At 69.3% G+C, this 21,606-nt stretch carries 28 protein-coding genes; 11 read left to right on the top strand and 17 right to left on the bottom strand.

Annotated features, from left to right (window positions below):
- Window positions 1–6 precede the first annotated feature (6 nt).
- Complete coding sequence (locus tag K6T50_RS11325) at window positions 7–1,290, top strand: DUF6498-containing protein (protein WP_222606699.1); 1,284 nt, start codon at window positions 7–9, stop codon at window positions 1,288–1,290.
- 135 nt (window positions 1,291–1,425) lie between these two features.
- Window positions 1,426–2,685 (top strand): CaiB/BaiF CoA transferase family protein, encoded by a 1,260-nt coding sequence (locus K6T50_RS11320; RefSeq protein WP_222606698.1) that lies wholly within the window; start codon window positions 1,426–1,428, stop codon window positions 2,683–2,685.
- A gap of 86 nt (window positions 2,686–2,771) precedes the next feature.
- Here K6T50_RS11320 and K6T50_RS11315 read toward each other — a convergent pair whose 3' ends face one another.
- A complete protein-coding gene (locus K6T50_RS11315; RefSeq protein ID WP_222606697.1) occupies window positions 2,772–3,401 on the bottom strand; it encodes a TetR/AcrR family transcriptional regulator in 630 nt (209 codons plus the stop codon).
- A 110-nt stretch (window positions 3,402–3,511) separates the two neighbouring features.
- On the opposite strand from K6T50_RS11315, the gene K6T50_RS11310 reads away from it, so the two are divergent.
- From K6T50_RS11310 to K6T50_RS11300, 3 genes are all read left to right on the top strand, one after another.
- The gene (locus K6T50_RS11310; RefSeq protein WP_222606696.1) at window positions 3,512–4,867 is read left to right on the top strand and encodes an amidohydrolase family protein; all 1,356 of its coding nucleotides are present in this window, start codon (window positions 3,512–3,514) and stop codon (window positions 4,865–4,867) included.
- A 55-nt stretch (window positions 4,868–4,922) separates the two neighbouring features.
- Window positions 4,923–5,810: a fumarylacetoacetate hydrolase family protein gene (locus K6T50_RS11305; protein ID WP_222606695.1), complete on the top strand. Its 888-nt coding sequence runs from the start codon at window positions 4,923–4,925 to the stop codon at window positions 5,808–5,810.
- A 131-nt stretch (window positions 5,811–5,941) separates the two neighbouring features.
- Window positions 5,942–6,937, top strand: coding sequence for a hypothetical protein (locus K6T50_RS11300; protein WP_222606694.1), 996 nt, complete (start codon window positions 5,942–5,944; stop codon window positions 6,935–6,937).
- A 215-nt stretch (window positions 6,938–7,152) separates the two neighbouring features.
- Here K6T50_RS11300 and K6T50_RS11295 read toward each other — a convergent pair whose 3' ends face one another.
- The gene (locus tag K6T50_RS11295; protein ID WP_222606693.1) at window positions 7,153–8,154 is read right to left on the bottom strand and encodes a TatD family hydrolase; all 1,002 of its coding nucleotides are present in this window, start codon (window positions 8,152–8,154) and stop codon (window positions 7,153–7,155) included.
- 178 nt (window positions 8,155–8,332) lie between these two features.
- Between K6T50_RS11295 and K6T50_RS11290 the strand changes: the two genes are divergently transcribed.
- The gene (locus tag K6T50_RS11290) at window positions 8,333–9,379 is read left to right on the top strand and encodes a WD40/YVTN/BNR-like repeat-containing protein (RefSeq protein WP_222606692.1); all 1,047 of its coding nucleotides are present in this window, start codon (window positions 8,333–8,335) and stop codon (window positions 9,377–9,379) included.
- Window positions 9,380–9,381: 2 nt separating this feature from the next.
- Window positions 9,382–9,777, top strand: coding sequence for a DoxX family protein (locus K6T50_RS11285; RefSeq protein ID WP_222606691.1), 396 nt, complete (start codon window positions 9,382–9,384; stop codon window positions 9,775–9,777).
- A 33-nt stretch (window positions 9,778–9,810) separates the two neighbouring features.
- Here K6T50_RS11285 and K6T50_RS11280 read toward each other — a convergent pair whose 3' ends face one another.
- Entirely contained in the window at window positions 9,811–9,996 is a 186-nt protein-coding gene (locus K6T50_RS11280; RefSeq protein ID WP_222606690.1) for a hypothetical protein, read from the bottom strand.
- A gap of 184 nt (window positions 9,997–10,180) precedes the next feature.
- Here K6T50_RS11280 and K6T50_RS11275 point away from each other — a divergent pair, with 184 nt between their 5' ends.
- Window positions 10,181–10,537 (top strand): hypothetical protein, encoded by a 357-nt coding sequence (locus tag K6T50_RS11275; RefSeq protein ID WP_222606689.1) that lies wholly within the window; start codon window positions 10,181–10,183, stop codon window positions 10,535–10,537.
- A 227-nt stretch (window positions 10,538–10,764) separates the two neighbouring features.
- Window positions 10,765–11,238, top strand: a complete 474-nt coding sequence (locus K6T50_RS11270) for a histidine kinase (protein WP_222606688.1) — start codon at window positions 10,765–10,767, stop codon at window positions 11,236–11,238.
- Window positions 11,239–11,303: 65 nt separating this feature from the next.
- Here K6T50_RS11270 and K6T50_RS11265 read toward each other — a convergent pair whose 3' ends face one another.
- From K6T50_RS11265 to K6T50_RS11255, 4 genes are all read right to left on the bottom strand, one after another.
- Window positions 11,304–11,882 (bottom strand): MarR family transcriptional regulator, encoded by a 579-nt coding sequence (locus K6T50_RS11265; RefSeq protein ID WP_222606687.1) that lies wholly within the window; start codon window positions 11,880–11,882, stop codon window positions 11,304–11,306.
- Window positions 11,883–12,011: 129 nt separating this feature from the next.
- A complete protein-coding gene (locus K6T50_RS19150) occupies window positions 12,012–12,143 on the bottom strand; it encodes a hypothetical protein (protein ID WP_275673101.1) in 132 nt (43 codons plus the stop codon).
- Between the two features lie 114 nt (window positions 12,144–12,257).
- On the bottom strand, window positions 12,258–12,995 hold the full coding sequence (locus K6T50_RS11260; protein WP_222606686.1) for an SDR family oxidoreductase: 738 nt from the start codon (window positions 12,993–12,995) through the stop codon (window positions 12,258–12,260).
- Between the two features lie 70 nt (window positions 12,996–13,065).
- On the bottom strand, window positions 13,066–14,388 hold the full coding sequence (locus K6T50_RS11255) for an MFS transporter (RefSeq protein ID WP_222606685.1): 1,323 nt from the start codon (window positions 14,386–14,388) through the stop codon (window positions 13,066–13,068).
- Between the two features lie 307 nt (window positions 14,389–14,695).
- On the opposite strand from K6T50_RS11255, the gene K6T50_RS11250 reads away from it, so the two are divergent.
- A complete protein-coding gene (locus tag K6T50_RS11250; protein WP_222606684.1) occupies window positions 14,696–14,989 on the top strand; it encodes a DUF8028 family protein in 294 nt (97 codons plus the stop codon).
- 104 nt (window positions 14,990–15,093) lie between these two features.
- Here K6T50_RS11250 and K6T50_RS11245 read toward each other — a convergent pair whose 3' ends face one another.
- The 10 genes from K6T50_RS11245 to K6T50_RS11200 all read right to left on the bottom strand — a co-directional run bounded on the left by K6T50_RS11245 (window position 15,094) and on the right by K6T50_RS11200 (window position 20,957).
- Window positions 15,094–15,921 (bottom strand): DUF8116 family protein, encoded by an 828-nt coding sequence (locus tag K6T50_RS11245; protein WP_222606683.1) that lies wholly within the window; start codon window positions 15,919–15,921, stop codon window positions 15,094–15,096.
- A 128-nt stretch (window positions 15,922–16,049) separates the two neighbouring features.
- Window positions 16,050–16,655 carry a DUF8054 family protein gene (locus K6T50_RS11240; protein WP_222606682.1) on the bottom strand — a complete coding sequence of 202 codons (606 nt, stop codon included), beginning with the start codon at window positions 16,653–16,655 and terminating at the stop codon, window positions 16,050–16,052.
- Window positions 16,652–17,437, bottom strand: coding sequence for a nucleotide-binding protein (locus K6T50_RS11235; RefSeq protein WP_222606681.1), 786 nt, complete (start codon window positions 17,435–17,437; stop codon window positions 16,652–16,654). Before K6T50_RS11235 ends, K6T50_RS11240 begins: the two co-directional genes overlap by 4 nt.
- A 99-nt stretch (window positions 17,438–17,536) precedes the next feature.
- Window positions 17,537–18,970 (bottom strand): sulfatase family protein, encoded by a 1,434-nt coding sequence (locus tag K6T50_RS11230; protein WP_222606680.1) that lies wholly within the window; start codon window positions 18,968–18,970, stop codon window positions 17,537–17,539.
- Between the two features lie 159 nt (window positions 18,971–19,129).
- On the bottom strand, window positions 19,130–19,339 hold the full coding sequence (locus tag K6T50_RS11225) for an HVO_0649 family zinc finger protein (protein WP_222606679.1): 210 nt from the start codon (window positions 19,337–19,339) through the stop codon (window positions 19,130–19,132).
- Between the two features lie 91 nt (window positions 19,340–19,430).
- Window positions 19,431–19,691 (bottom strand): DUF3194 domain-containing protein, encoded by a 261-nt coding sequence (locus tag K6T50_RS11220; protein WP_222606678.1) that lies wholly within the window; start codon window positions 19,689–19,691, stop codon window positions 19,431–19,433.
- Window positions 19,692–19,694: 3 nt separating this feature from the next.
- On the bottom strand, window positions 19,695–20,090 hold the full coding sequence (locus tag K6T50_RS11215) for a prefoldin subunit beta (RefSeq protein WP_222606677.1): 396 nt from the start codon (window positions 20,088–20,090) through the stop codon (window positions 19,695–19,697).
- A gap of 155 nt (window positions 20,091–20,245) precedes the next feature.
- Complete coding sequence (locus tag K6T50_RS11210) at window positions 20,246–20,512, bottom strand: KEOPS complex subunit Pcc1 (protein WP_222606676.1); 267 nt, start codon at window positions 20,510–20,512, stop codon at window positions 20,246–20,248.
- Window positions 20,513–20,522: 10 nt separating this feature from the next.
- A complete protein-coding gene (locus tag K6T50_RS11205) occupies window positions 20,523–20,657 on the bottom strand; it encodes a DNA-directed RNA polymerase subunit P (RefSeq protein WP_222606675.1) in 135 nt (44 codons plus the stop codon).
- A gap of 21 nt (window positions 20,658–20,678) precedes the next feature.
- Complete coding sequence (locus K6T50_RS11200) at window positions 20,679–20,957, bottom strand: eL43 family ribosomal protein (protein ID WP_222606674.1); 279 nt, start codon at window positions 20,955–20,957, stop codon at window positions 20,679–20,681.
- A gap of 156 nt (window positions 20,958–21,113) precedes the next feature.
- Here K6T50_RS11200 and K6T50_RS11195 point away from each other — a divergent pair, with 156 nt between their 5' ends.
- Window positions 21,114–21,602, top strand: a complete 489-nt coding sequence (locus K6T50_RS11195; protein ID WP_222606673.1) for a bacterio-opsin activator domain-containing protein — start codon at window positions 21,114–21,116, stop codon at window positions 21,600–21,602.
- The last annotated feature ends 4 nt before the right edge of the window (window positions 21,603–21,606 follow it).

Genomic DNA, 21,606 nt, shown 5'->3' with positions numbered 1-21,606 from the left:
GCGTGTGTGCGATCGGCCCTCCCCGCCCCGCCCGCGCTTCGGTCCGGTCCCCTCGCGGTGCTCGCGTCGAACCTCGTCGCCCCGGTCGGCGTCCTCGCGTTCGGGTGGTCGACGACGGTCCTGCTGGGGGTGTTCGTCGTCGACGTGATCGCCGGCGTCTGGTGGGCGGTCCCGAAGGTCCCCTTCGCCGCGAAGCGCCCGAACAACGCGATCGACGACGACTCGCGGCTGTTCGGGCCGTTCCAGACGAAGCGCGGGGAGATCACCCTCCCCGACCCGATCCCGCCGGTGTACCTCCGGAACCTCCCGACGCTGCTCGTGGTCGCGTGTTTCCTCGCTCCCCTGGAGACGGTCGTCGCGTTCACGGTGTTCGCGCTGCCGGACCCGACGATCACCGACGCCGTGGCCGAGCAACTGCTGCTCGGCGGGCTGGCCGTGGTCGCCGGCCGCGGATACGAGACGTGGGCGGACTACTTCCGCGGCGGGGGGTTCCGCGATCACTCCCCGCGGTCGGTGCTGTTGGTCCCGTTCATGCACCTGTTCGCCGTCGGAGGGCTCGTGTTCGTCGCCGGGGGGCTGGCGGGGTCTGGCGTCGCCGGCGACGCCGTGCTCGGGCTCGTCGTCGCCGGAAAGCTCGCGTTCGATCTCCGGACGCTGCAGATCGAGCGCGACCCCGACCGGCGCGGGTGGTTCTACCGGTTCTACGGGAGCGCAGAGACCGAGATCGATCCGGAGCCGGTCGCGGTGCCCGACGGCGACCCGGTCGTCACGGTCCGGCCGGCCCGCCGCGTCGCCGTCGTCGACGCCGCGGTCCGGGGGCTGACGTACTCGCTGTCGAGCGCCGTGCTCGTAGTGTGGGGGATCGTGATCCTCTTCGTGGGTCTGGGGGCGTGGTCGCTTGCGGTCTGGCCCGCGCTCGCGCTTGTGGCGTTCGTCGGCGTCCGGGCGCTCGGGCGCTATCTCGCCTACGGGAGCGTCGAGTACCGCGCCTACGACGGCGTGCTCGTGGTGTACGACCGCCTGCTCGACGAGCCGCAGGCGCGCATCGAGGGGACCGCCGTCACCGACGCGAGCGTCGCCCGCGACCCGGTCGACCGCGTGTTCGACACCCGGACGCTCGATATCGGCGGCGACGACGACGCCGGACCCGACGTCGGGCTGACGGTGCCCGACCCCGAGGAGGTGAACGACGACGACGCGAACGCGAACCGGTCGCTGTCGGTCGCCCATGTGTCCGACCCCGACCCGATCGTCGAGGCGCTCGGGGCCGCGTGGCACTTGGAGCGGTAGCGTGGGACAGTGAACGTGGGACCAGTGAGCGAGAGCGAGGGACCCCGCCGGCGTCGCCGAAACCTTTACCGAGCGGTAAGCAAAACGGGAGGCGACGAAGACGCGGCGGGATACCCCGCGGCACGGAACACCACAATGTCCGACACCGACACCGATTCACCATCGACGCAGGGGAAGATGCTCGAGGGCGTGAAGGTCCTCGATCTCTCGACGTTCGTGACCGGCGGGTTCAGTTCGGCGATGCTCGCCAACCTCGGGGCGGAGGTGATCAAGGTCGAACAGCCGGGGTACGGCGACGCGATCCGTCACTCGGGGCCGCCGTTCATCCAGGGCGAGTCGCCGTACTACTGGACGGTCAACTACGGCAAGCAGAGCCTCGAACTCGACCTGAAGAACGACCGCGCGAAGGAGGCGTTCTACGAGCTGGTCGAGCACGCGGACATCGTCGTCCAGAACTACCGCCCGGGCACCGCCGAGCGTCTCGACATCGACTACGACACGCTCTCGGAGTACAACGACCAGCTCATCTACCTCGCGATCTCCGCGTTCGGACAGACCGGGCCGTGGGCGAAGCGCTCGGGGTACGACCTGCTCATCCAGGGGATGAGCGGCCTGATGAGCGTCACCGGCGAGGAGGGCCGCCAGCCCGTGAAGGTCGGCGTCCCGATGACCGACCTCATCACGGGGATGTGGGCCGGCTTCGGCGCGATGGCGTCGCTGTACCGCCGCGAGCGGACCGGCGAGGGCGAGTACATCGATCTGGGAATGCTGGAGGCGACGCTGCCGTGGCTCACGAAGCAGGCCGGCATGGTCTTCGCCGACGAGGAACCCACACGCATGGGAACGAAGGACCCCGTCCTCGCCCCGTACCAGACGTTCGAGACGAAGGACGGGTACATCAACGTCTGCATCCTCAACGAGAAGCTGTGGCACGAGCTATGCGAGGTGATCGACCGCCCGGACCTCCCGGAAGACGACCGATTCGCGCAGAACGCCGACCGGGTCGAACACCAGGACGCCCTCGAAGCCGAGATCGAGGCGACGCTCACGGAGAAGACGACCGACGAGTGGATCGAGATCATCGCCGAGGAGGGCGGCGTCCCCGCAGGTCCGGTGTACGAGGTCGAGGAGGCGCTGAACAACCCGCAGATCGACGCCCGCGGCGCCGTCTCCGAGATCGAACACCCCGAGCTGGGGGAGATCCCGGTGATCGAGCACCCGCTGAAGTTCGCCAACGGCGAGAGCGGCTTCGACCGGGCGCCGCCGCTGCTGGGGGAACACAACCGCGAGGTGTTCGCGGAGCTGGGCTACTCCGAGGCGGAGCTCGACGAGCTGGAGGCGGCGGGCGTCTTCGGCGACGCGGACGACGCGAGCCAGGGAAGCGACGGCGAGTGACGGCCGATGTCGCCGGCGGCGCGGGGGCCTTCAGTTCGGTCGAGGACGACCGCAGCGGCCCCGACCGCGGACGGGTCGCGAGCGTCTCAGTTCTCGGCGTCGGCGTCCTCGGCGAGCAGCGAGTCGACGACGAACTCGTCGATGGAGCGCCACGCCCGTTCGGGGGCGTCGTCGTGGCCCAGCGAGAGCTTGCGGCCGCGGGCGGCGTGGATGATGTCGGTGATCAGCTGGCCCGCCCGCTCGGGGTCGGTGTCGCGGAAGACCCCCCGCTCGATGCCGTCCTCGACGACCTCGGTGATGCTGCCGCGGATGCGGTCGTAGTGTTCGTTGAAGATGGCGCGGTGGTCCTCGTCGTTCTGGGCGTGGGTGAACAGCTCGTGGTACACCTTCATCCGGTCCCAGTGGGAGAACTCCTCGAACCCCGGGCCGAACAGGCACTGATGCACGCGGGCCTCCAACTCCTCGCGCGGCGGGGCGTCGCCGTCGACCTCGACGCTCCCCTCGTACTGGTCGATGATGTACTCGAGGAAACTCGACATGAGGTCCTGCTTCCCGTCGTAGTGGTAGTGGATCACCTGCCGCGTCATCTCCATCTCCTCGCCGATGTCGCGCATGCGGAGGTCGGAGTAGCCGTGCTCGCTGAGGGCGCGGAACGTCGCCTCCATGATGTCCTCGCGGGTGTCCGCCGGGACGGACCCCTCGTCCGACTTGCTCATTGCCGGGAGATTGCGCCGAGCCACATATAGCACTTTGTCTCGATCCTGGCGGATCGCCGTTTACCAAATGGTAATACTTTCATACCCGTACACCCATGTTGCCGATGCACATGGGACAAACGATCATTAGGGATGGCACGGTCGTCACGCTGGACCCCGATATCGGGGAGATCGCCGGCGGCGACGTGCTGATCGAGGACGGCGAGATCGTCGAGGTCGGGGAGGACCTCTCGGACGCGAACGCGGAGGTGATCGACGCGTCGGGGAAGATCGTCTTCCCCGGGCTCGTCGACTCGCACATTCATCTCGCACAGACGCAGGTCAGGGGGATCGCGGGGGACTGGTCGCTCATGGGCGAATACTTCGAGCACATGCTCGGCAACATCACCGGGCTCTACGGACCCGAGGACATGTACCTCGGCGGGCTCTTCGGGGCCTTCGAGAAGCTCTACACGGGGACGACCACGGCCCTCGACTGGTCGTACCCCAACACGCTCGAACACGGCGAGCGCGCCGTCGACGCGCTGCAGGACGCCGGACTGCGCGCGGTCTACACGTACGGGCCGCCGGGCGACGACGCGCCGACGTGGTGGTACGACAGCGACGTGGGGCTCCCCGAGGAGAACATCCGCGAGCTGTACGCCGAGCGGATCCGCGACGACGACCTCCTCAGCCTGGCGATCGGGCTCCGGGGGCCGGACTTCTGTACCGACGAGACCGCCTGCGCCGACCTGGAGCTGGCGCGGGAGCTGGACGCGCTCTCGACCATCCACATGGGCGCCGCGCAGTGGACCTCCTCGGAGTACAACCCCGAGTACCAGGGCTTCGGCGCCTACGAGGACCTGCTCGGCCCCGACGTGAACGTCGCCCACGGGAACCACTTCTCACAGGAGGACATCGACCACGCCGTCGAGCAGGGCGTCTCCTTCTCGGCGACGCCGGAGGTCGAGATGCAGATGGGCCACGGCATCCCGGTCACCGGGAAGGTGCTCGAGGCGGGCGGGCGCCCGGCCTGGGGCGTCGACGTCTGCTCGAACGTCAGCGGCGACATGGGCACCCAGATGCGGGTCGGGATGCAGGTCCAGCGGATGTTCCGTAACCAGGAGATCCTCGAGACCGGCGAGGAGGTCACCGAACTGGGACTCACCGCCCGCGACACCCTGGAGATGGCGACCATCGAGGGCGCACGGGCGCTCGGGCTTGACGACGAGATCGGGACGCTCACGCCCGGCAAGCGCGCGGACGTCGTGGTGCTCGACGCGAGCGACTTCATGACCGCGCCGTCGCACTCGGCGGTGCAGACGATCGTCTTCCAGTCGGACCCCTCCCACATCGACACCGTCCTCGTCGACGGCGAGCCCGTCAAGCGGGACGGCGAGCTGACGAACGACCTCGTCCGCTCCGAGTTCGATCGCTTCGTCGAGTCGGGCCACCGGCTCATCGACGACGCCGGGATCGATCTCTGAGCCGCCTCGCGCGACGATATCACCCTCCCCAACTACCGCTTTCACGACACACACGATGCGACTTGGACAATACAGTACATCCGAGGACGACGCCGCGTGGACCGGCGTCGCGCTCGAAGAAGACACGATCGTTCGACTCCCCAAGGCCGGCGCGGCCGCGGGCGTCGAGATCCCCGACGCGACCGTCGACCTGCTCGCGGACTGGCAGTGGCGCCGGAAGGCCGAGCTGGCCGTCGAGTACGCCGAGGCGACCGGCACCGGCGTGTACGACGCCGCCGAGGTGGACAGACACGCGCCCGTGAGCGACCCCGGGAAGGTGGTCTGCGTCGGGCTGAACTACCGCGACCACGCCGAGGAGGGCGGCAACGAGATCCCCGAGACGCCGGTGTTGTTCTCGAAGTTCCCGACGACCGTCGCCGGGCCCGACGACACGATCGGCTGGGACCCCGAGTACACGGAGAAGGTCGACTACGAGGCGGAACTCGTCGTCGTGATCGGCGAGGAGGCCCGCCGCGTTGACGAGGACGACGCGATGGACCACGTCGCCGGCTACCTCGTCGGCAACGACGTGTCCGCCCGCGACCTCCAGCACGGCGACGGCCAGTGGGTCCGCGGGAAGAGCCTCGACGGGTTCGCCCCGGTCGGCCCGGAACTCGTGACGGCCGACGAGATCGACGACCCGCACGACTTGGACATCTACGCCGAGGTGAACGGCGAGCGCCTGCAGGACTCCTCGACCGACCAGCTCATCTTCGGGATCGACGAACTGGTGTCCTTCTGTAGTCAGGCGTTCACGCTGACGCCGGGCGACCTGATATTCACCGGGACGCCGCCGGGCGTCGGCGTCTACCGCGAGCCGCCGGTGTTGCTGGCGGAGGGCGACACCGTCACCGTCGGCGTCGAGGGGCTGGGCGAGCTGACCAACGACTGCGAGTATCGGTAGGCGGGGACGGTAGTCCGGTCCGTTGGCTCCGTTGCGATCGGATTCGTTCGACCTCTCGTCGGTGAAACAGGCGATGGGAAAGTGCTGCGAACTCCACAACCTACTTACATATCGAATGTGCTCACTCTATCATGACAGATGGTCGAAATTCAGCCTCCTTTTCGAGAAGACAGATGCTTCGCGGGGTTGGTACAACCGGAATTATCGGTGTGACAGGTTGTTTGGGGGCCCTCGATAGGTCGGGATCCGAAACAACAACTACAGAGGCAGATACCTCTACTCCCGTAGAAACAACAGAAACGCCATCCTACGAGATTCCTGCGTTTGACCATGTTGATACTGTCGAATTTTTCAAAGAATGGATGCTCTTACCTCCTGGAGAGGTTTTTAATGCTCTATCGTATAGCCCTTCAGATTTTCACGAAAATTATGATACTACATTTATGTCAGAATCTAACGCCGGTGATTCGATGTATGACAAATTTGAATTTTATGATTTTAACGTGCCGGAAACGTTTATCGAAGAAAATCCCGGGAAGGGATCGCCCACGGTGAAGATAGATCAGCTGCCTAATACTGTTTCGGAAAATGACATTGTACAGCAATTATTAGACCAAGGGTATCGAACGAACCGAGAAATTGGGGATTATACACTATATACCCATAAAGCAGATAAATATCCACATGCTGTCGGTAATGGCCGGCACATTGTTGGATGGGCCTACAGCGTTCCACTTGAACGTGCGAATGATGTGATCGTCGACGTACTAGAACAGGAAACAAAAAATGAATTGACACCAGGTGTGGAGACGAGAGAGGTTATCGAGGTTCTGGACGTACACGACAGTTTGACTATGACGAAGGACGATACATATATGCCGATTGATCAGAATTATCAGCCTGAGATCGGAGCTTCATCCGTTAACTTCGAAGAACAGAGTAGATACGGAGCATGGGCGTTTGAGGATGAAGTGACGGCAGATACCGCTTTTTCGTTACTTCAAAATGAAGATCTCTGGGGAGAGTATGATAGTATAGAAAGAACGGGGAGGTTCATCACTGCTGCCGAAGGAAATTATGATCTCACAGAGATCGACTTGATTCAACTTTCAGCTCCATATCTATAATATACAGGAATTAATTAAAATAATAATTTTAACTTACGTTATGCTTCATCGATTCAATGTATGTAGCGATAAGTGGTTCGGCTGTATCTTCCGGTCGGCTGCGCAATTCCCGATAGTAACGAGGACCCACGACAGCAACGCTCCCTCGCCCCGAACCGTGATCCGACCGCAGCAGCGCCACCCCGAACCGACCGGCGAACTCCCACCGGTTCCAGCTACTCCTCGAACCCGAGCACCCGCTTCGGGTTCTCCCACACGACCGTGCGGATGTCGTCGGCGTCGATGCCGTAGCGGTACAGCTCGAGTATCGCCCGCTTGATCGCGTACGGGTCCGTTCGGAGGACGTTCGCGCAGTCGGTGTCGATCATGATCCGCTCGGGGCCGTACTCGTCGATGGCGTTCGCGACGGTCGCGGCGTCGACGCCGACGAGCCACGAGTGGCCGATGGTGTAGCTGAGGTAGCAGTCGGTCTCCTCCATCAGGTACGCCGTGTTGTTCTCGTCGGCGTGGGAGGCGATCACCCGCTCCTCGGGGAGCCCGGCGTCGTGGGCCGCCGCCACGTCGATCTTCACCGCCTCCAGCGCCGGGTTGTCGCCGTCGATCACCGGCTCGGTACCGAGGCCGGGGTTCTTCTCGTAGCCCGGGGTGGCGAGTTCTGGGCGGTAGGACCGCTTCGCCGGCGGCGACGTGTTCGGCGTGTGGAGGATCACGGGGAGGTCGTGGTCGGCGGCGATCCCCATCTGGGCCTCGACGACGGCGCGCTGCTCGTCGAGGTCCCACGCCTCGACGTGCTGGCTCGGGGTGACGCCGGTCTCGCCGACGACAGCGACCTCGTCCAGCTCGCAGTACTCGTCCATCGCCTCCAGCACCGCGTCGGGGTCCTCGATCCGGACGCCGGTGTGGATCCCGAGCCCGAGCTTCGCCTCGAAGAAGTGGTTGCGCTCGATGGCTGCCCGGCGGTTGATCGCGTCGTCCCAGAGGTAGCGGATGTCCGACGCCCGGACGGGCTTGTACGGGGTCCAGTGGTAGCCCGACGAGACCATCACCATCCCTGCACACCCCGAGAGGGCGTACCGCTCGCGGTCCTCGTACGACAGCGTGTGGGCGTGGTTGTGGCCGTCGATCCACGGCGTGTTCAGCAGTTCCGTCGGGAGGTCGAGGTCCTCGTCGAGATACGTCGCGTCCGTCGGGCGGGCGGTGGGGTAAGTGTCGGTCATGGGTGGGTCGTGTGTGTGGGTGGTCGTGGGCGGTCGTGGGCGGTCGTCCCCGTTGGGTCGGCGGGAAGTCGGTCCGGCGTGCGGCCGCCACCGTCGTTACAATGACCGTGATCGCGGCGGCACTTAGCGGTTTACAGCTTGGTAAATATTTATTATCTGGGATGCGTTGACACACGATATGTCACTGTTGATCGGGACCGACGAGGGGCTGTACCGCGTCGACGCCGTCCCGTTCGAGCGAGGCGATCCGGAGCGAGTGCTGGAGTGTGGCGTCGTCACCGCGGTCCGCACGTTCGACCACACCGAGGGCGTGTTCGTCGCCTCCTCGGAGGGCGCGTTCCGCTCGACCGACGGCGGCGACACCTGGACCGATCTGGGCGTCCCGCTGGGCGACCGGTTCTGGCACGCCGGGCAAAGCGAGGTGTGGTCGATCCTCGCGACCCGCGACGGCGCGTGGTACGCGGGCACCAACGACCCGTACGTGTTCCGCTCGGTCGACGAGGGCGAGACGTGGGCGGAACTGAAGGGCTTTCGCGACCTGCCCTCCCGCGGTCACTGGGAGTCGCCGATCGACCCTCACTACGCCCGCCTACGGGCCCTCGAAGTCGTTCCGGGTCGTCCCGACCACCTCATCGCGGGCGTCGAGGCCGGCGGGATCCACCTGAGCGACGACGGCGGGCGGACGTGGCGCGACCGCCGCGACACCATCGTCGACGACGTCCACCAGGTCCTCCCCGTCTCCGAGGACGTGTGGCTCGCGACGACGGGGTATCTCGACCACGACCTGGAGAACCTCGGCCTCGGTCACGCGGTCGGCGAGGGCGGGCTGTGGCGGACGACCGACGCCGGCGACTCGTGGAACCGGGTCGACCGCGGCAACGACTTCTCGTACATCCGGCGGGTGTTCGTCCACGACGGGACGGTGTTCTTCTGCGGCGGCGAGGAGGCGCCGCCGGCGTGGGTGAACGACGAGCACGAGACGGCGCTGTTCGAGTCGACCAACTTCGGGCGCGACTTCGAGCGCGTGCCGTACCCCGGCGAGCCCCACGAGGTGATCGAGACGTGGACCGTCCACGACGGCGACGTGCTCTGTGGCTCCGGGCTGTTCGACGTGCCCGACGTCCGCGACGACGTGGAGGGGCGGATCATCCGCCGCGGCGACGACGGGGAGTACCACACCGTCGGGCGCGTGGGGACGAACGTGAGCCGGATCGAGGCGATCTGACGATGGCCGGCGACGCACCCTCACGGCTCGGACGGCTCATGTACGGCGGGATCCTCGCGTACATGGCGATCGACGGCTTCCGGAACAACGACAAGCGCGTGGGGATCGCCGAGGAGAAGGGCGTCCCGATGCCGGACGTCGCGGTCCCGTTCGCCACAGGGATGCTGTTCGTCGCGAACGTCGGCATCCTCCTGTGGCGGTTCCCCCGCCTCGCCGCGGGCGCGCTCATCGTGTTCTTCGCGAGCACGACGCCCGTCATTCACGACTTCTGGCGTCAGGAGGGCGGCGAACGGCAGGGCAACAAGATCAACTTCCTGAAGAACGTCGCGCTGATGGGCTGTGCGGTGATGCTCCTCGAGGCGGCCGATGAGGACGCCGGCGGCGACGGGGACGCCTGAGTCGACCGCGATCCCCGCGACGGCCGCGAGCGCTCAGGCCGGGCGCGCGGAGAACCGTTCGGCGATCTCCAGGGTCACGGTCGGGTCCGCCTCGAGCGCGTCGAGGCACGCCCGACAGACCGGCCGGTTGCGGAACGACCGCGGCGGCGACGCGTCGCTCGCGCGTGCCACCGCCTCCTCGCCGGTGCAAGCCCGCCAGATCGCACATTCGACTCCCATGCCTAGAGCATTGACAACGTGTGACAATAAGGTTGCCTCCGCCGCCGCGATCGTCAGCCGACACCGCGGCGACGGTCGTTCGGTCCGACGGACGCGAACGCCTTTATAAAAACATCGCCCGAGCGCGTCGGCACCGCACGGCCACGGTCGAGTTATCCGTCGGCTTGCAGTATGCTGATTCGCCATGACGAAGGCAGCCATCATCATTCTGGCAGGAACGGACGGTCACGAGAACCTCGGTCGCCTCGCGAACGGCCTGGAAGCGGCCAAGGAGTTCGCGGAGAACGAGGAGGACGAACTCGAGCTCATCTTCGACGGCGCGGGGACACAGTGGGTCCCGGAGCTCGAGGACGAGGCCAGCGACTACCACGAACTGTATCGGTCGGTTCGCGACGACACCTCCGTCTGTGACTACTGCTCGGGCGCCTTCGGCGTCGAGGACGCGGTCCAGGACGCCGGCCTCGTGACGCTGGACGAGCACGACGGCCACCCCAGCATCCGGAGCCTCGTCGACGACGACTACGAGATCACCACCTTCTGAGGCCGGTCCGGGGCCCGGGACGCCCAGACGCCCGGACCCTCGCGTTACCGATCCTCGGATCGTTCGTCTTCGCGCCGCCCTCACGGGAACGACCGACCCACGCAACGTTGTACCACGTGGCCTGTTGTCGTTCCACACGTTTTCGTATTTAACGCTACCGCCGTCGTGTCGCGCGACACGGCGTCCGACGAGGCGTTTTGGGGCGGTCCGCCGAACCGCTGACGCGCATGTCGACACAGACTGAGTCCGCACACGGTACCGAATCGCCGCCGGGCAACTGGCGCGCGGGAACGCTCGCCGGGATCGCCGGCGGGATCGCGATGGGCGTGCTGGTGATCGCCATGAATCCGCCGACGATCGCGGTCGCGATCCCGTCGCTGTACGGGCTCGCGCCGCCGCCGACCCCGGGCGTCGGGATGGTCGTCCACGTCTCTCACGGCGCGGTACTCGGGGTCGCCTTCGCCGGCATCGCCGGCGCGGTCGGGGTCGACTCCGACGCGAAGGTCGTCGGCCTCGGCGTCGGCTGGGGCGTCGTCACCTGGGCGGTCCTCGCGGCGCTGGTGATGCCGCTGTGGCTGAGCGCCGTCGGGTCGCCGGCGAGTCCGCCGCTTCCCAACTTCGCGCCTCCGTCGCTGCTGTGGCACGTCGTCTACGGGCTCGTCCTCGGCGGCGTCTACGTCGCGATCGAGGACGCGGTCTGACCTGACCGAGCCGGGGAGGGACACCCTCTCCGGGTCGGGGCGTCCCGTTCCGATCTCCGCCGGGGCTACGACTCCCTGAACACGGTCCACTCTGTCGCCGACCCAGCCTCGGCGATCCCCTCGACCTTCCGGCGGCTCAGGTCGTCGATGCGGTCGACGCCGGCGGCGGCCCATCGGAGGAACAGCTCGCGGAACCGCCGACGGACGGTCTCGGGGGACTCGGGGGTGTAGACGTACACGTCGCCGCCGCGGTCGAGGATCTGCCGGCGCTTCTCGACGACGCCCAGGTCCGCGAGGTGGTTGAGGTGGCGCGCGACGACGCTGCGGTCGTAGCCGACCCGGTCGGTCAGCTCCGCGACGGTGAGCGTTCCGTGTTCCATGACACACAGGCACACGTCCAGCTCCGCCGGCGACATGCCGAACACGACCCGGAGGAGTTCGTCCAGGTCCGGCTCCGGGGGATCCCCGAAGTCGTCCGCGCGGTCGGGAGCACCCGGCGACGGCGTGGCGTCTGTCGCGTCGTCGCCCGGCCGGCCGACGGGGGTCATCGCGGACCCGCAACACCCGACCTCGTCCCCGCCGACGGCGAGGGCGCCGCAGTCGGAACACTCGACCAGCCGGTAGGGGTCGTCGGTCGTGCCCATGGTCGGCACCTCACGGAACGTGGAAAAGAATCGATCGCGGGTGGGCGAACGCGGCGAGCAACCGTCCGCCGTCGCCGGTGCGCGCCAGCCGGTCGCGGTCGCCCGCGACGGGTCCGGGGTCCGGGGACGCTATTCGTCGCCGCCGTCGGCGACGATGCGGACGTCCTCGGCCGCCTCGAACTCGGCTTCCTCGTCGCGCTCCTCCGGTTCCTCCGGGAACTCGTAGTCGCCTTCGGCTCTGTAGGGTTCGAAGTGGCACATCGGGGATCACCCGTGTGAACAAATAACGCGGTCGGAGTTAACGGTTGTTTCTATCAGATCCGGCGGCGGTCTCGGGGCGGGGTGAGCGGCGGCAGCGCGACCGCGCCGACCGGCCTACCACCCGGCGAACTTGTCCCGGCGGTACAGGTCGAGTTCGCTCACCGTGTCGGTGCCCTCCTGGGAGAGACAAAAGCGGATCCCGTCCGCGATAGCTCCCGGGTCCGTCACGTCCCCCGAGTCGAACTGGTCCTCGAAGGATGCCCCCTGTTCGCTGGCGAACTCGGTGCGCACCTCGGTGGGGTTGACGACGCTGACGGCGACGCCGTCGGGGCCGACGCTGCCCTCCAGGCTGTGGGCGAACCCGCGGACCCACCACTTGCTCGCGGCGTACACCGGGTTACCGGGGCGGGGGTACTCGCCCGCGAAGCTGGCGACGAACACGAGCGTCCCGTCGGACTCGCGGAGGTGCGGGAGCGCCGCCCGCGCCGTGTGAAAGGCGCCGTCGACGTTGACGCCCATCATCGTCCGGTAGTCGTCGATCGACATCGAGTCGAGGTCGCCGTCGAGGCCGACGCCCGCGTTGACGACCACGCCGTCGAGCCCGTCGAGTGCCTCCGCGGCGCCCTCGACGAACGCCTCCACCCGCTCGCGTTCGGTCACGTCGACGGCGGTCGCCTCGACGCGGACGCCGTGGTCGGTCTCCAGTTCGGCCGCGAGGTCGGCCAGCCGGTCCTCGCGTCTGGCGCCCAGCGCCAGGTCGACGCCCGCCGCCGCGAGCGTCCGCGCCGTCGCCGCGCCGATGCCCGAACTCGCGCCCGTGATCGCGACCGCGTCGCCGTCGATGTCTCGCATGGACGGGCGGTCGACCCCGGAGGGCAAAAGTGGGTCGGCGGCGCGGCGATCGTTCGCCACGACGGTCCCGTCAGTCGTCCGCGGGAACGCCGGTTCCCGCGCCGGCGCCGGTGGCGGCCGGGCGGCTCTCGGCGACGCGGAGCGAGACGACCGCGGCCGCCGCCAACGCGAGCACCGACGCCGCCGCGAACGCCGTCGGGTAGCCCGCGACTGTGGCGACGGCGCCGACGCCGAGGGGACCGACGACGCCCCCGACCGACCGCGCGGTCGAGGCCAATCCCATCAGCTCGGACTCGCGGTTCTCGGGCGCCACGTCGCCGACGAACGCGACCGACCCGGTCCACATCGCCGAGAACGCGACCGCGAGCGTGACGTAGCCGAGCGCGACGACGCCGGCGGCCGCGAGCCCGCCGGGCGCGAACACCGCCGCCGCCGCGACGAGGCCGAAGACCGCCGAGCCGGCCATCCCGAGCGTGATCATCGGCTTGCGCCCCCGCTCGTCGACGACGCCGCCGAGGTAGTACATCAACGCGGTCTGTGAAACGGGGTTGAACGCCAGCACCGCGCCCATCCACGCCTCCGGGAGCCCCAAGGTCGCCACGATGTACACGGGCATGAGCGCGCCGACGCCCGAGACGGTCGCCTGTCGGGCTGACAGCCCCAGGTAGAGCCACCCGAGCCCGTTCGTCGAGAGGTGGCCGCGTTCGCCGGCGCCGGGCAGCAGCCGCGACCGGATCTCCCGCGGGAGCGAGTCGGCGTCGGGGTCCGGCGCCGCGTCGCCGGGGTCGACGAGCGCGACGGTGACGGTCGCCAGCAGCGAGACGCCCGCGACGACGACGTACACGTCGCCGGGGACGAGCGCGCCGAGGAGCAGCCCCGAGGTGAACTGGCCGGCGCCCGACCCCGCGGCGGTGAAGGCGTTGTAGGAGCCGACCGACTTCCCGCGACCGCCGGGACCGCCGCGCTCGGAGGCGACCGTCAACATCAGCGGCCCGAAGCCGGCGATGAAGACCGCGTACAGCCCGCGCACGAGCACCTGAATCCACACTGGGTCGACAGTGACGGGGAGCACAGCCGAGGCGGCGGCCGCGACGGCGTCGACGGCGATCAGCGGTGTGAGCGCGAGCGTCGCGCCGAGGCCGGTAGCGACGAGGATCAGCTTCCGGCGACCGGTCACGTCCGCGAACGCGCCCCAGACGGGCGCGAACAGGATGATGCCGAGCGAGAACGCTGTCGCCAGCAGCGACACCTCGAGCGCCGACCCGGTTCGCCCGACGTGGACCGCCAGCGACGTGCCGAGGAGGGCCCCCGCGGTGACTCGCGTGACCGCGGCGAGTCCGACCAGCGCCGTCCCGCGATCGATGCGGGGGCGACGCGCGGAGGGGAAGTTCATACGAACCGAAACACTCCGTCCGCCCAAAGCCCTCGCGTCGCGGCGGACATCGCCGCAAAGCGTGCGCTTCGACCGCACGAACCGTGCGGTTCGAACCCGGACGGCGGCGACCCGGATAGTCCCTCTATAACGCCCTGAGAGAAGCCGGTGAATAGTCTAACTGTCTAAGAAACAGTCGTGAATCGACCGTCTCGCCCCTCGACCGCGGCGCGAACGGTCGTGAACGGCCCGTGAACCGAGCGAAGCGCCGCCAACGGTCTGGCGACTATACGTGGTCCCGGTTCCACGTACCGGGTACGCCCAACCTATGTCCACGACCGACCGAACACCCTCCGTTCCCGTCCCCGACGCCGACGACGTGTCGGCACCACAGCTCGCCCGCCGAACGGCCGCCTCCGCGAGCGCGGCGTTCGACGGGGCCGTCCGCATGGGCGAGACGGTCGCCTTCTGGCTGGCCGCCCTCCTCCCGCTGGCGTACCTCCCGGCGCTCGTCTCGGGCGCCGCCTCGACGCGACCGCTCCTCCTCGCGGGCCTGATCCTCGCGCACGCGGCCTCGCTGGCGCTCGGGCGCGGATACGCGAGCGACACGCGCTCCCGCTGACGGGGCGTTCGACCGCGACCCCTCAAACCCCGTTCGGCCCTCCCCCCGTCTCGTTCCGCTCTCGCCTCCCTCGAAATCGCTTCCCGGCCGCCTTCCGATCGGCGTTAGCGTCGACTCGCTCGTTCGAGTCGCCGCCGCTCCTCCCCAAGGATCCGCTCCCACACGCCGAACAGCGCCGAGTTCAGCCGGTAGCTCGCGTCGACGTCCCTGACCCACGCGTCGTCGAGGAACAGCAGCCGCTGGAACCGCCGCACGTCGGGGGAGAGACTCTCACGGCGACCGGTGTAGTACGCAGCGGACTCCCGGACCGTGCGTTCGATCAGCCCCTCGGGCACCGCGATCCCGGCGGCGTCGGCGACGTGCGCGAACCACTCCGTGTGCAACACGGCGTCCGCGAGCACGAACGAGCGCTCGAACGCCTCGAACCCGCCCGAATCGCGCACCGACGCGACCGCGTCGGCGCCGACCGCGAGCCCGGACGGCGGGGTGTACTCCGGTTCCCGCGCCCGTGTCCGCGAGGCGTCGGCCCGCCGGTCGCCGTCGCCGAAGTCGAAGTCGACGGCGGTGTCGACGCCCTCGCGGAACGGTGCGGCCACCCGCCGGAGACGACGCGCCGCCAGCGCGACCGGGCCGGCCAGCGCGAGGCGGTACCACCGCGGCGTGTACGCCAGGAACGGCCGGCCGAAGGCGGCGTCGCCGAGGTACGTCGCGGCGACGACCCGCGACGCCGCCGGCGACAGGTCCGTCCGCCCCTCGCGCAGCGCCGCGACCGTCTCCGCCGGCTCGGCGACCGGATCGGCCCCGATCCTGTCCGCGCCGTCGCGGTCGAAGCCCATGCCGTCGGCGACGCGGTCGGTGTACTCGGCGCCCGCGCGGTACCACTCGGCGAAGTCCGCCACGTCGCGAGCGGAACACAGTCGCAGGAGGCTCACGGGAGGGTCACTGCCGGATCCAGGGGTTCGGCCACCGTAGCTCGGTCGGTTGCTCCGTGGGACGGGTGCTCCGGGGGCCGGTCGTACCGCGGTTCGGTACTCCGCGATCCGGCTACTCTGCGTTCCGGTTACTCCGCGAGCTGGTCGCCCAACCCCCACTCCTCCGCCCGGGTCCGCGCCTCCGCTCGGGCCTCCCGACGAACCGCCTCGACGCGCTCCTCGTCGGCGAGAAACGCCGCCAATGCGTCGTGGTCGCCCGCCGCGTCGCGGCGCTCGGCCGGCGCGGCCTCACGGGTTCGCTCGGCGAGCGCGTCGTCGCCCGCGAGCTCCCGGGCGGGCGCGCCGGGCGCGACGCGGAACGGGTCGCTCCCGTCGGTCTGGGGGTCGTGCAGCGACGCCAGCGCCTCGGCGGGGAGCCGGTAGCGCTCCACCCGCACGGGTGTCGTCCCTGCCAGCGCTGCCAGCGCCGCCGGACCGTCGGCGTCGTCGCCGGCGTTGCCGGCGTCGTACGCCAGGACGGGGACCCCGGATTCGAGCGTGATCACGGCCTCGCTCCCGCCGACACCCAGCAGCGCGTCGCCGGGTTCGAGCCGGAGGTAGCCGGTGAGTCGGTCGTCGAGCGCCGTCGCCAGCGGGGCTGCGAAGTCGGCCGCGACGCGGGCGCCCACGAGGTCGCCGCGGGGGAGCCGCTCGCGTATCGGCGCGGCCGCGGGGGCACCGGGCTCGCCGGTCATGGCCGCTCGGGGACGACCGCGCTCCGGAACCGGTCGGCCACGTCGCCAGCGGCCTTCGGCTCGGGGTCGATCCCGGCGGCGGCCGCGCGGTACGTGGCCGCGGCGTCGCTGTCGGGCGCGTGCGCGAGGAGGGGCTCGCCGGCGTCGCGGGCCGCCCGGGCGGCGTCGCTGTCGGGGACCGAGCCGAGCGTCGGCCCCTCGAAGTAGCGCTCGGCCTGGTCGCCGACGGAGCCGAGGTCGCCGCGGACCTTGTTGAACAGGACGCCCGCGATCCCAGTGCCGTAGGAGGCGGCGTACTCCTGGACCTTCAGCGCGTCCGAGAGCGCGGGGATGGTGGGTTGGGTGACGACGACGACGCGGTCGGCGAGGACGATAGGGAGGACGGCCGACTTCGAGGCGAGCGTCGCCGGCGAGTCCAACAGGAGCACGTCCGTGTCGGCGGCGAGTTCGGCGACCACCTCCCGGAGTCGAGCGGGATCCGAGCGCTCGAACGCCGCGAGGCTGGTGCCGCAGGGGACGACCCGCATCCCGTGGCGCTCGTACGTCGCGTCGGCCACGTCGACGGCGGCGCCGTCGGGACCGCCCGCGTCCGGCGCGAGCAGGTCCTGAAGGGTGACGGGCGCGTCCGCGAGCCCGGCGTGAAACAGGAGGTTCGCCATGCCCGTGTCGGCGTCGACGACGGTCACGTCGTACCGGTGTGCGAGCGCCATGCCGAGCGCGAGCGTGGTGGTGGTCTTGCCGGTGCCACCCTTCCCGCTCGCCACCGCGAACGCCTCGACCATACGCACGCTGTCTCGGGTTCGTACAAATACGTTCGGGTCGACGGGCGTGAAAACTACCCGTCACCGGTCATCGGGAGCCGAGGGCACCGGGGCGGCGATTCAGCGGTAGCCGAGCGCGTCGAGGCGGCGTTCGATCGCCTCGGGAACCTCGTTTCCGTCGCCGCCCGCGTCGCCGTCGGCCGCGCTTCCGTCGGGGAGGAGCGCCAGTCGGTCCTCGGCCGCGCGTTCGAGGTCGCGCATCGTCTCGCGCGGGACCGTCGAGCGGTCGACGGGCTCGCGCTCCCCGGGGTCGCGCTCGCGGTCGAACACCCGGACCTCGCCGTCCGGCTCGCGGATGTACGTCCACTCCCGGGTTCGGGCCGAGACCAGCGGCGTGCCGTCGCCGAGCCGGCGCGGGATGGGCTGGCTCGTCACCGACTCCCCGCGCAGCGCGAGGGAGGTGACCGGCTCGCGTTCGGGCGGGACGGCGTCGGTTATCGTCGGCAGGAGGCTCTCGCCGGCGAACGCGGCCGGCGGCTCGACCCCGAGCGCGTCACAGACGGTCGGGGGGACGTCGCGAAGCGGCACCGGCGCCGACTCGCGGCGGGCGGGGGCGTCGGGGTGGTCGACGACGAACGGGACGCGAACAAGTTCGTCGTACAGCTTCGGGTAGTGTGCGAGGTGGCCGTGGTCGAGGAACTCCTCGCCGTGGTCGCCCGCGAGGATCACCGTGGTCTCGTCGCGCAGGCCGGCCGCCGACAGCTCCTCGAGCACGCGCTCGACGGACTCGTCGACCTGCCGGGCCGCGGCGTCGTACAGCGCCCGCAGGGTCCGGAGCGTCCCCTCGTCGACCTCCTTGCCGAGCCCGGCACGAAGGTGCCCCAGCAGCGCCTGAAACGACCCGACCTCGCCGTCGGTGACCGCGCGGACGTGCCGGGGCGCCGGGACGTACGGCGTGTGGGTGTCCATGTAGTGGAGCCACAGGAAGAACGGACGGTCGTCGTCGGCCGCGGCGTCGTCGACGGCGTCGAACGCCCGGCGTTCGAGCGCGTGGAGGTGGGAGGTGTCGACCGCGTGGCGCCGCTCGTGGCCGCGCAGCTTCGCGGCGGCGTTGCCGAGGGGCCAGCCGAGGTACTGCACCCAGCCGTTGACCGTCGGATGGGTCGTGAGGAAGCGCCCGACCGGGGTACGAGCGCCGTCGAGGAACGACTCGAAGGCGTCGAAGCCGCGGTCGTAGCCGTAGTACTCCGTCAGAAAGCCGTTCCCCGCGTTGACGCCGGCGGTGCGCACGCCCGCGGCCGACAGCGACTCCGCGAGCGTCGGGTCGGTTGCCGGCCCCGGCGTCGACGCGTCGGCGAACACCGGGCGTGCCCCCAGAACGTCCGGGAACGAGAAGGGGGTCCAGTTGCCGCCCGCGACGGCCGTCTCGAAGGCCGTCCCGCGGCGGGCGAGCTCGCGAAGCGTCGGCGTGTGGGGCCCGAGCGCGTCGGCGCGCAGCGAGTCGACCGTGATCAGGAGGACGCCGCGTGACGGCGAGTCGCCTGCGGGTGTCACGAGCGCCCTTGGACGGAACCGCGCGTAAGCGTTACTATCGCCGCGAATCGGCCCCGAACCGATCGAAGGCCGACTCGACGGCCGACCGAACGGTCGGACCCGATTCCGGACCCGATTCCGATCCCGATCCCGACGGCCACCCCCAGCCGTCGGCGCCGACTACTTCGCGCCGTCGAACCGGAGCACGCGCGTGTCGATCGCCGCACAGCGCGGACAGCTGTGCCGGTAGACGAGCTGTTGCTCGCGGTAGGCGGTCTGCCAGTCCCCGCCGTCGTCGGTGTAGCCGCACTCCGGACAGGTTGGCGCCTCGCGGAGGCGGTCGCGGTACACGTCGAGTGCGGTCGTGCCGGCGCTTCGTCTGGCTGCCATGTGGTAGCGTACCACCCGATCGAGAATAAACGTTCGTATCGGATACACGTCAATACGAGCGAGCGGCGGTCGAACGAACGGATCGAGGGGCCTACGCGAGCCCGAACAGCTCGTCGACGGCGTCGCGGGCCGCGCGGGCGGCCTCCTCGGCCACCTCGTCGGCGTCCGCCTCGGCGTCGGCCGGCGGATTGACGTACACGTCCACGTCAAGGACGCCGTCCTCGAAGGAGACGGTAACGTCGAAGTCACGGAGATCGGACTGTCGATACCGCGCGAGCACGACCCCTTCGGCCGCCTCGGAGGCGGTCTCGACGACCTCCTCGTCGGTCGGCTCGGGGCGGTCGTCGCTCACGGCTTACGCGCCGCCGGCGCCGCCGGGACCCATGCCCGCCGGGCCGCCGCCCGCGCCGCCCTGCAGCATCTGCTGGAGCTCCTCCTGAAGCTCCTCGAACTGCTGCTGGACCTTCTCCTCCTGGGAGTCGAAGCGCTCGGCGCGCATCTCGAGGGTGTCGACCTTCTCCTCGAGGTCGTCGTAGGCGGTCTCGTAGTCGGTCTCGACGAGGATCTCGCCGACCTCGCGGTACATCGTCGAGTCCTCGTCGATGTCCTCCATCGCGTCCAGCGCGGACTGCGCCTCCGTCAGCGAGGTCTGCGTGGACTGTTTCTGTTCGGCGAGCTGCTGGGCCTGCTCTTGAAGGTCCTGCAGTTCCTCGATCTTCTCTTGTGCTTCCGGCGGCAGATTACCCTGCATACCAGGGCAGTTGGGCTTCGGGGTGAAAAGCCCGGTCATTGGATGCGAGGGCGAACGAAGTGAGCCCTCGGCGCGAACGGCGAACGGAACGGCCGTGAGCGTCCCGAACAGCGGCGGTGCACCGTCAATGAGCGGGACCCTCCTCGGGAGGTCGCTTACCGCTCCGCCGTCGCCGCCACCGTCTCGGCCGTCTCGACGAGCCGGGTCCATGTGTTGACGCCCGCGCGGAGCGCGACGAGGTCGCGCGCGCGGACGGTTACCTCGACAGTGTCGCCCGCGCGGTCGACGGCGGCCGTCGACCGCTCGTCGTCGATGTCGCCGACTTCGACGGCGATCGCCCCGTGGACGACGCTGGCGCGCCGCTGGTCGGGGTACGGAAAGCGAAGGACCGCGCGGTGGTCGTACGCGTCGGGTGCGGGCACGGCGCCCGGGTCAGGAAACGTCGACTTCCTTCACGTCGGGCGCGCGCTCCTTGAGGAGCACGCGGTGTCCGCAGTACGGGCAACGCACGCCGCCGTACTCGTCGAGCTCGACGTCGCGCTTGCACCGGGAACACTTGTAGCTCATCTGTGTGAGAGGATCGGGGGGTTACTCGTCGTCGCTCTCGTCTTCGAGGGCGGCGCGGATGCTGCGCCGCACCGAGCGACCGCCCGGCGTCTGCGGCCGGTAGGCGCCGCCGGTGAACGTCTCGCCGGTCTCCTCGTTGACCCACACGCCGGTGCCGATGCGCTTGACCGAGTCGCCGTCGACGGTGGCGTTCTCCATCTCTGCCTCGATGTCCGACACGCGCTTTCGGGCGACGCGCCCGTATCGCGCGCCGAAGCGGCCGGCGCTGCCGACCTTCCGCGCCTTCTGCTGTTCAGCCATATGGACGCGACTTCGCCATTGGGCGTCAAAAACCCCGCGAATTCCGCCCGTCATCGGAGACGATCGAGGCGGCCCGTCCCGGGAGTCCTCGTCGGGGACACCGTGGCACAGCTTTATCTCCGTGGATAGTCGGTACTCTGATAGGAGACCGCCGGAATGCTCATCGCCGAATTCACGCTGTCGACGCCAGTCCTCCGCGACGCCCTCGCGGCCGCGCCCGAGGTGACGGCCGACCTCGAGCGGACGATCGAGGGTGACACAACGCGCATCGAGTTCTTCGCCCGCGGCGACGACCTGACCCGCTTCGAGGACGCCCTCGGCAACGACGAGTCCGTCGAGGACGTGCGCGTGCTCGGCGAGGGACCGGACTTCCGGTTCTACCGTGCGACGCTCGCGCCCGAGACGACCCAGCGGACCGCCTCCCACGTGTTCGCCGACACCGGCGCCCGCCCGGTGTCCGCCAGCGGCGACCACACGGGATGGGACTTCCGCGTGCAGTTCCCCGACCGCGAGGCGCTGGCGGCCTACCGCGACAGCTGCCGCAAGCGGAACGTCTCGTTCACGCTCCACGCGCTGTACGAACGCGCCGACCCGCGCGCGGAAGCCGACGAGTACGGGCTCGCCGGCGATCACGGGACGGTCTGACGCC

This window comes from Halobaculum magnesiiphilum, from assembly GCF_019823105.1.
Classification (GTDB): Archaea; Halobacteriota; Halobacteria; order Halobacteriales; family Haloferacaceae; genus Halobaculum; species Halobaculum magnesiiphilum.
Note: the sequence above shows the minus strand (reverse complement) of the source record. Positions and strands in the feature narration are given on the sequence as shown.

Coding starts and splice junctions, on each gene's coding strand:
- K6T50_RS11320 (WP_222606698.1), top strand. CDS start 1,426: ATGTCCGACACCGACACCGATTCACCATCGACGCAGGGGAAGATGCTC.
- K6T50_RS11195 (WP_222606673.1), top strand. CDS start 21,114: ATGCTCATCGCCGAATTCACGCTGTCGACGCCAGTCCTCCGCGACGCC.
- K6T50_RS11275 (WP_222606689.1), top strand. CDS start 10,181: ATGACGAAGGCAGCCATCATCATTCTGGCAGGAACGGACGGTCACGAG.
- K6T50_RS11270 (WP_222606688.1), top strand. CDS start 10,765: ATGTCGACACAGACTGAGTCCGCACACGGTACCGAATCGCCGCCGGGC.
- K6T50_RS11215 (WP_222606677.1), bottom strand. CDS start 20,090: ATGCAGGGTAATCTGCCGCCGGAAGCACAAGAGAAGATCGAGGAACTG.
- K6T50_RS11255 (WP_222606685.1), bottom strand. CDS start 14,388: ATGAACTTCCCCTCCGCGCGTCGCCCCCGCATCGATCGCGGGACGGCG.
- K6T50_RS11260 (WP_222606686.1), bottom strand. CDS start 12,995: ATGCGAGACATCGACGGCGACGCGGTCGCGATCACGGGCGCGAGTTCG.
- K6T50_RS11200 (WP_222606674.1), bottom strand. CDS start 20,957: ATGGCTGAACAGCAGAAGGCGCGGAAGGTCGGCAGCGCCGGCCGCTTC.
- K6T50_RS11235 (WP_222606681.1), bottom strand. CDS start 17,437: ATGGTCGAGGCGTTCGCGGTGGCGAGCGGGAAGGGTGGCACCGGCAAG.
- K6T50_RS11205 (WP_222606675.1), bottom strand. CDS start 20,657: ATGAGCTACAAGTGTTCCCGGTGCAAGCGCGACGTCGAGCTCGACGAG.
- K6T50_RS11285 (WP_222606691.1), top strand. CDS start 9,382: ATGGCCGGCGACGCACCCTCACGGCTCGGACGGCTCATGTACGGCGGG.
- K6T50_RS11250 (WP_222606684.1), top strand. CDS start 14,696: ATGTCCACGACCGACCGAACACCCTCCGTTCCCGTCCCCGACGCCGAC.
- K6T50_RS11290 (WP_222606692.1), top strand. CDS start 8,333: ATGTCACTGTTGATCGGGACCGACGAGGGGCTGTACCGCGTCGACGCC.
- K6T50_RS11240 (WP_222606682.1), bottom strand. CDS start 16,655: ATGACCGGCGAGCCCGGTGCCCCCGCGGCCGCGCCGATACGCGAGCGG.
- K6T50_RS11225 (WP_222606679.1), bottom strand. CDS start 19,339: ATGGCAGCCAGACGAAGCGCCGGCACGACCGCACTCGACGTGTACCGC.
- K6T50_RS11280 (WP_222606690.1), bottom strand. CDS start 9,996: ATGGGAGTCGAATGTGCGATCTGGCGGGCTTGCACCGGCGAGGAGGCG.
- K6T50_RS11310 (WP_222606696.1), top strand. CDS start 3,512: ATGGGACAAACGATCATTAGGGATGGCACGGTCGTCACGCTGGACCCC.
- K6T50_RS11265 (WP_222606687.1), bottom strand. CDS start 11,882: ATGGGCACGACCGACGACCCCTACCGGCTGGTCGAGTGTTCCGACTGC.
- K6T50_RS11315 (WP_222606697.1), bottom strand. CDS start 3,401: ATGAGCAAGTCGGACGAGGGGTCCGTCCCGGCGGACACCCGCGAGGAC.
- K6T50_RS11305 (WP_222606695.1), top strand. CDS start 4,923: ATGCGACTTGGACAATACAGTACATCCGAGGACGACGCCGCGTGGACC.
- K6T50_RS11300 (WP_222606694.1), top strand. CDS start 5,942: ATGACAGATGGTCGAAATTCAGCCTCCTTTTCGAGAAGACAGATGCTT.
- K6T50_RS19150 (WP_275673101.1), bottom strand. CDS start 12,143: ATGTGCCACTTCGAACCCTACAGAGCCGAAGGCGACTACGAGTTCCCG.
- K6T50_RS11295 (WP_222606693.1), bottom strand. CDS start 8,154: ATGACCGACACTTACCCCACCGCCCGCCCGACGGACGCGACGTATCTC.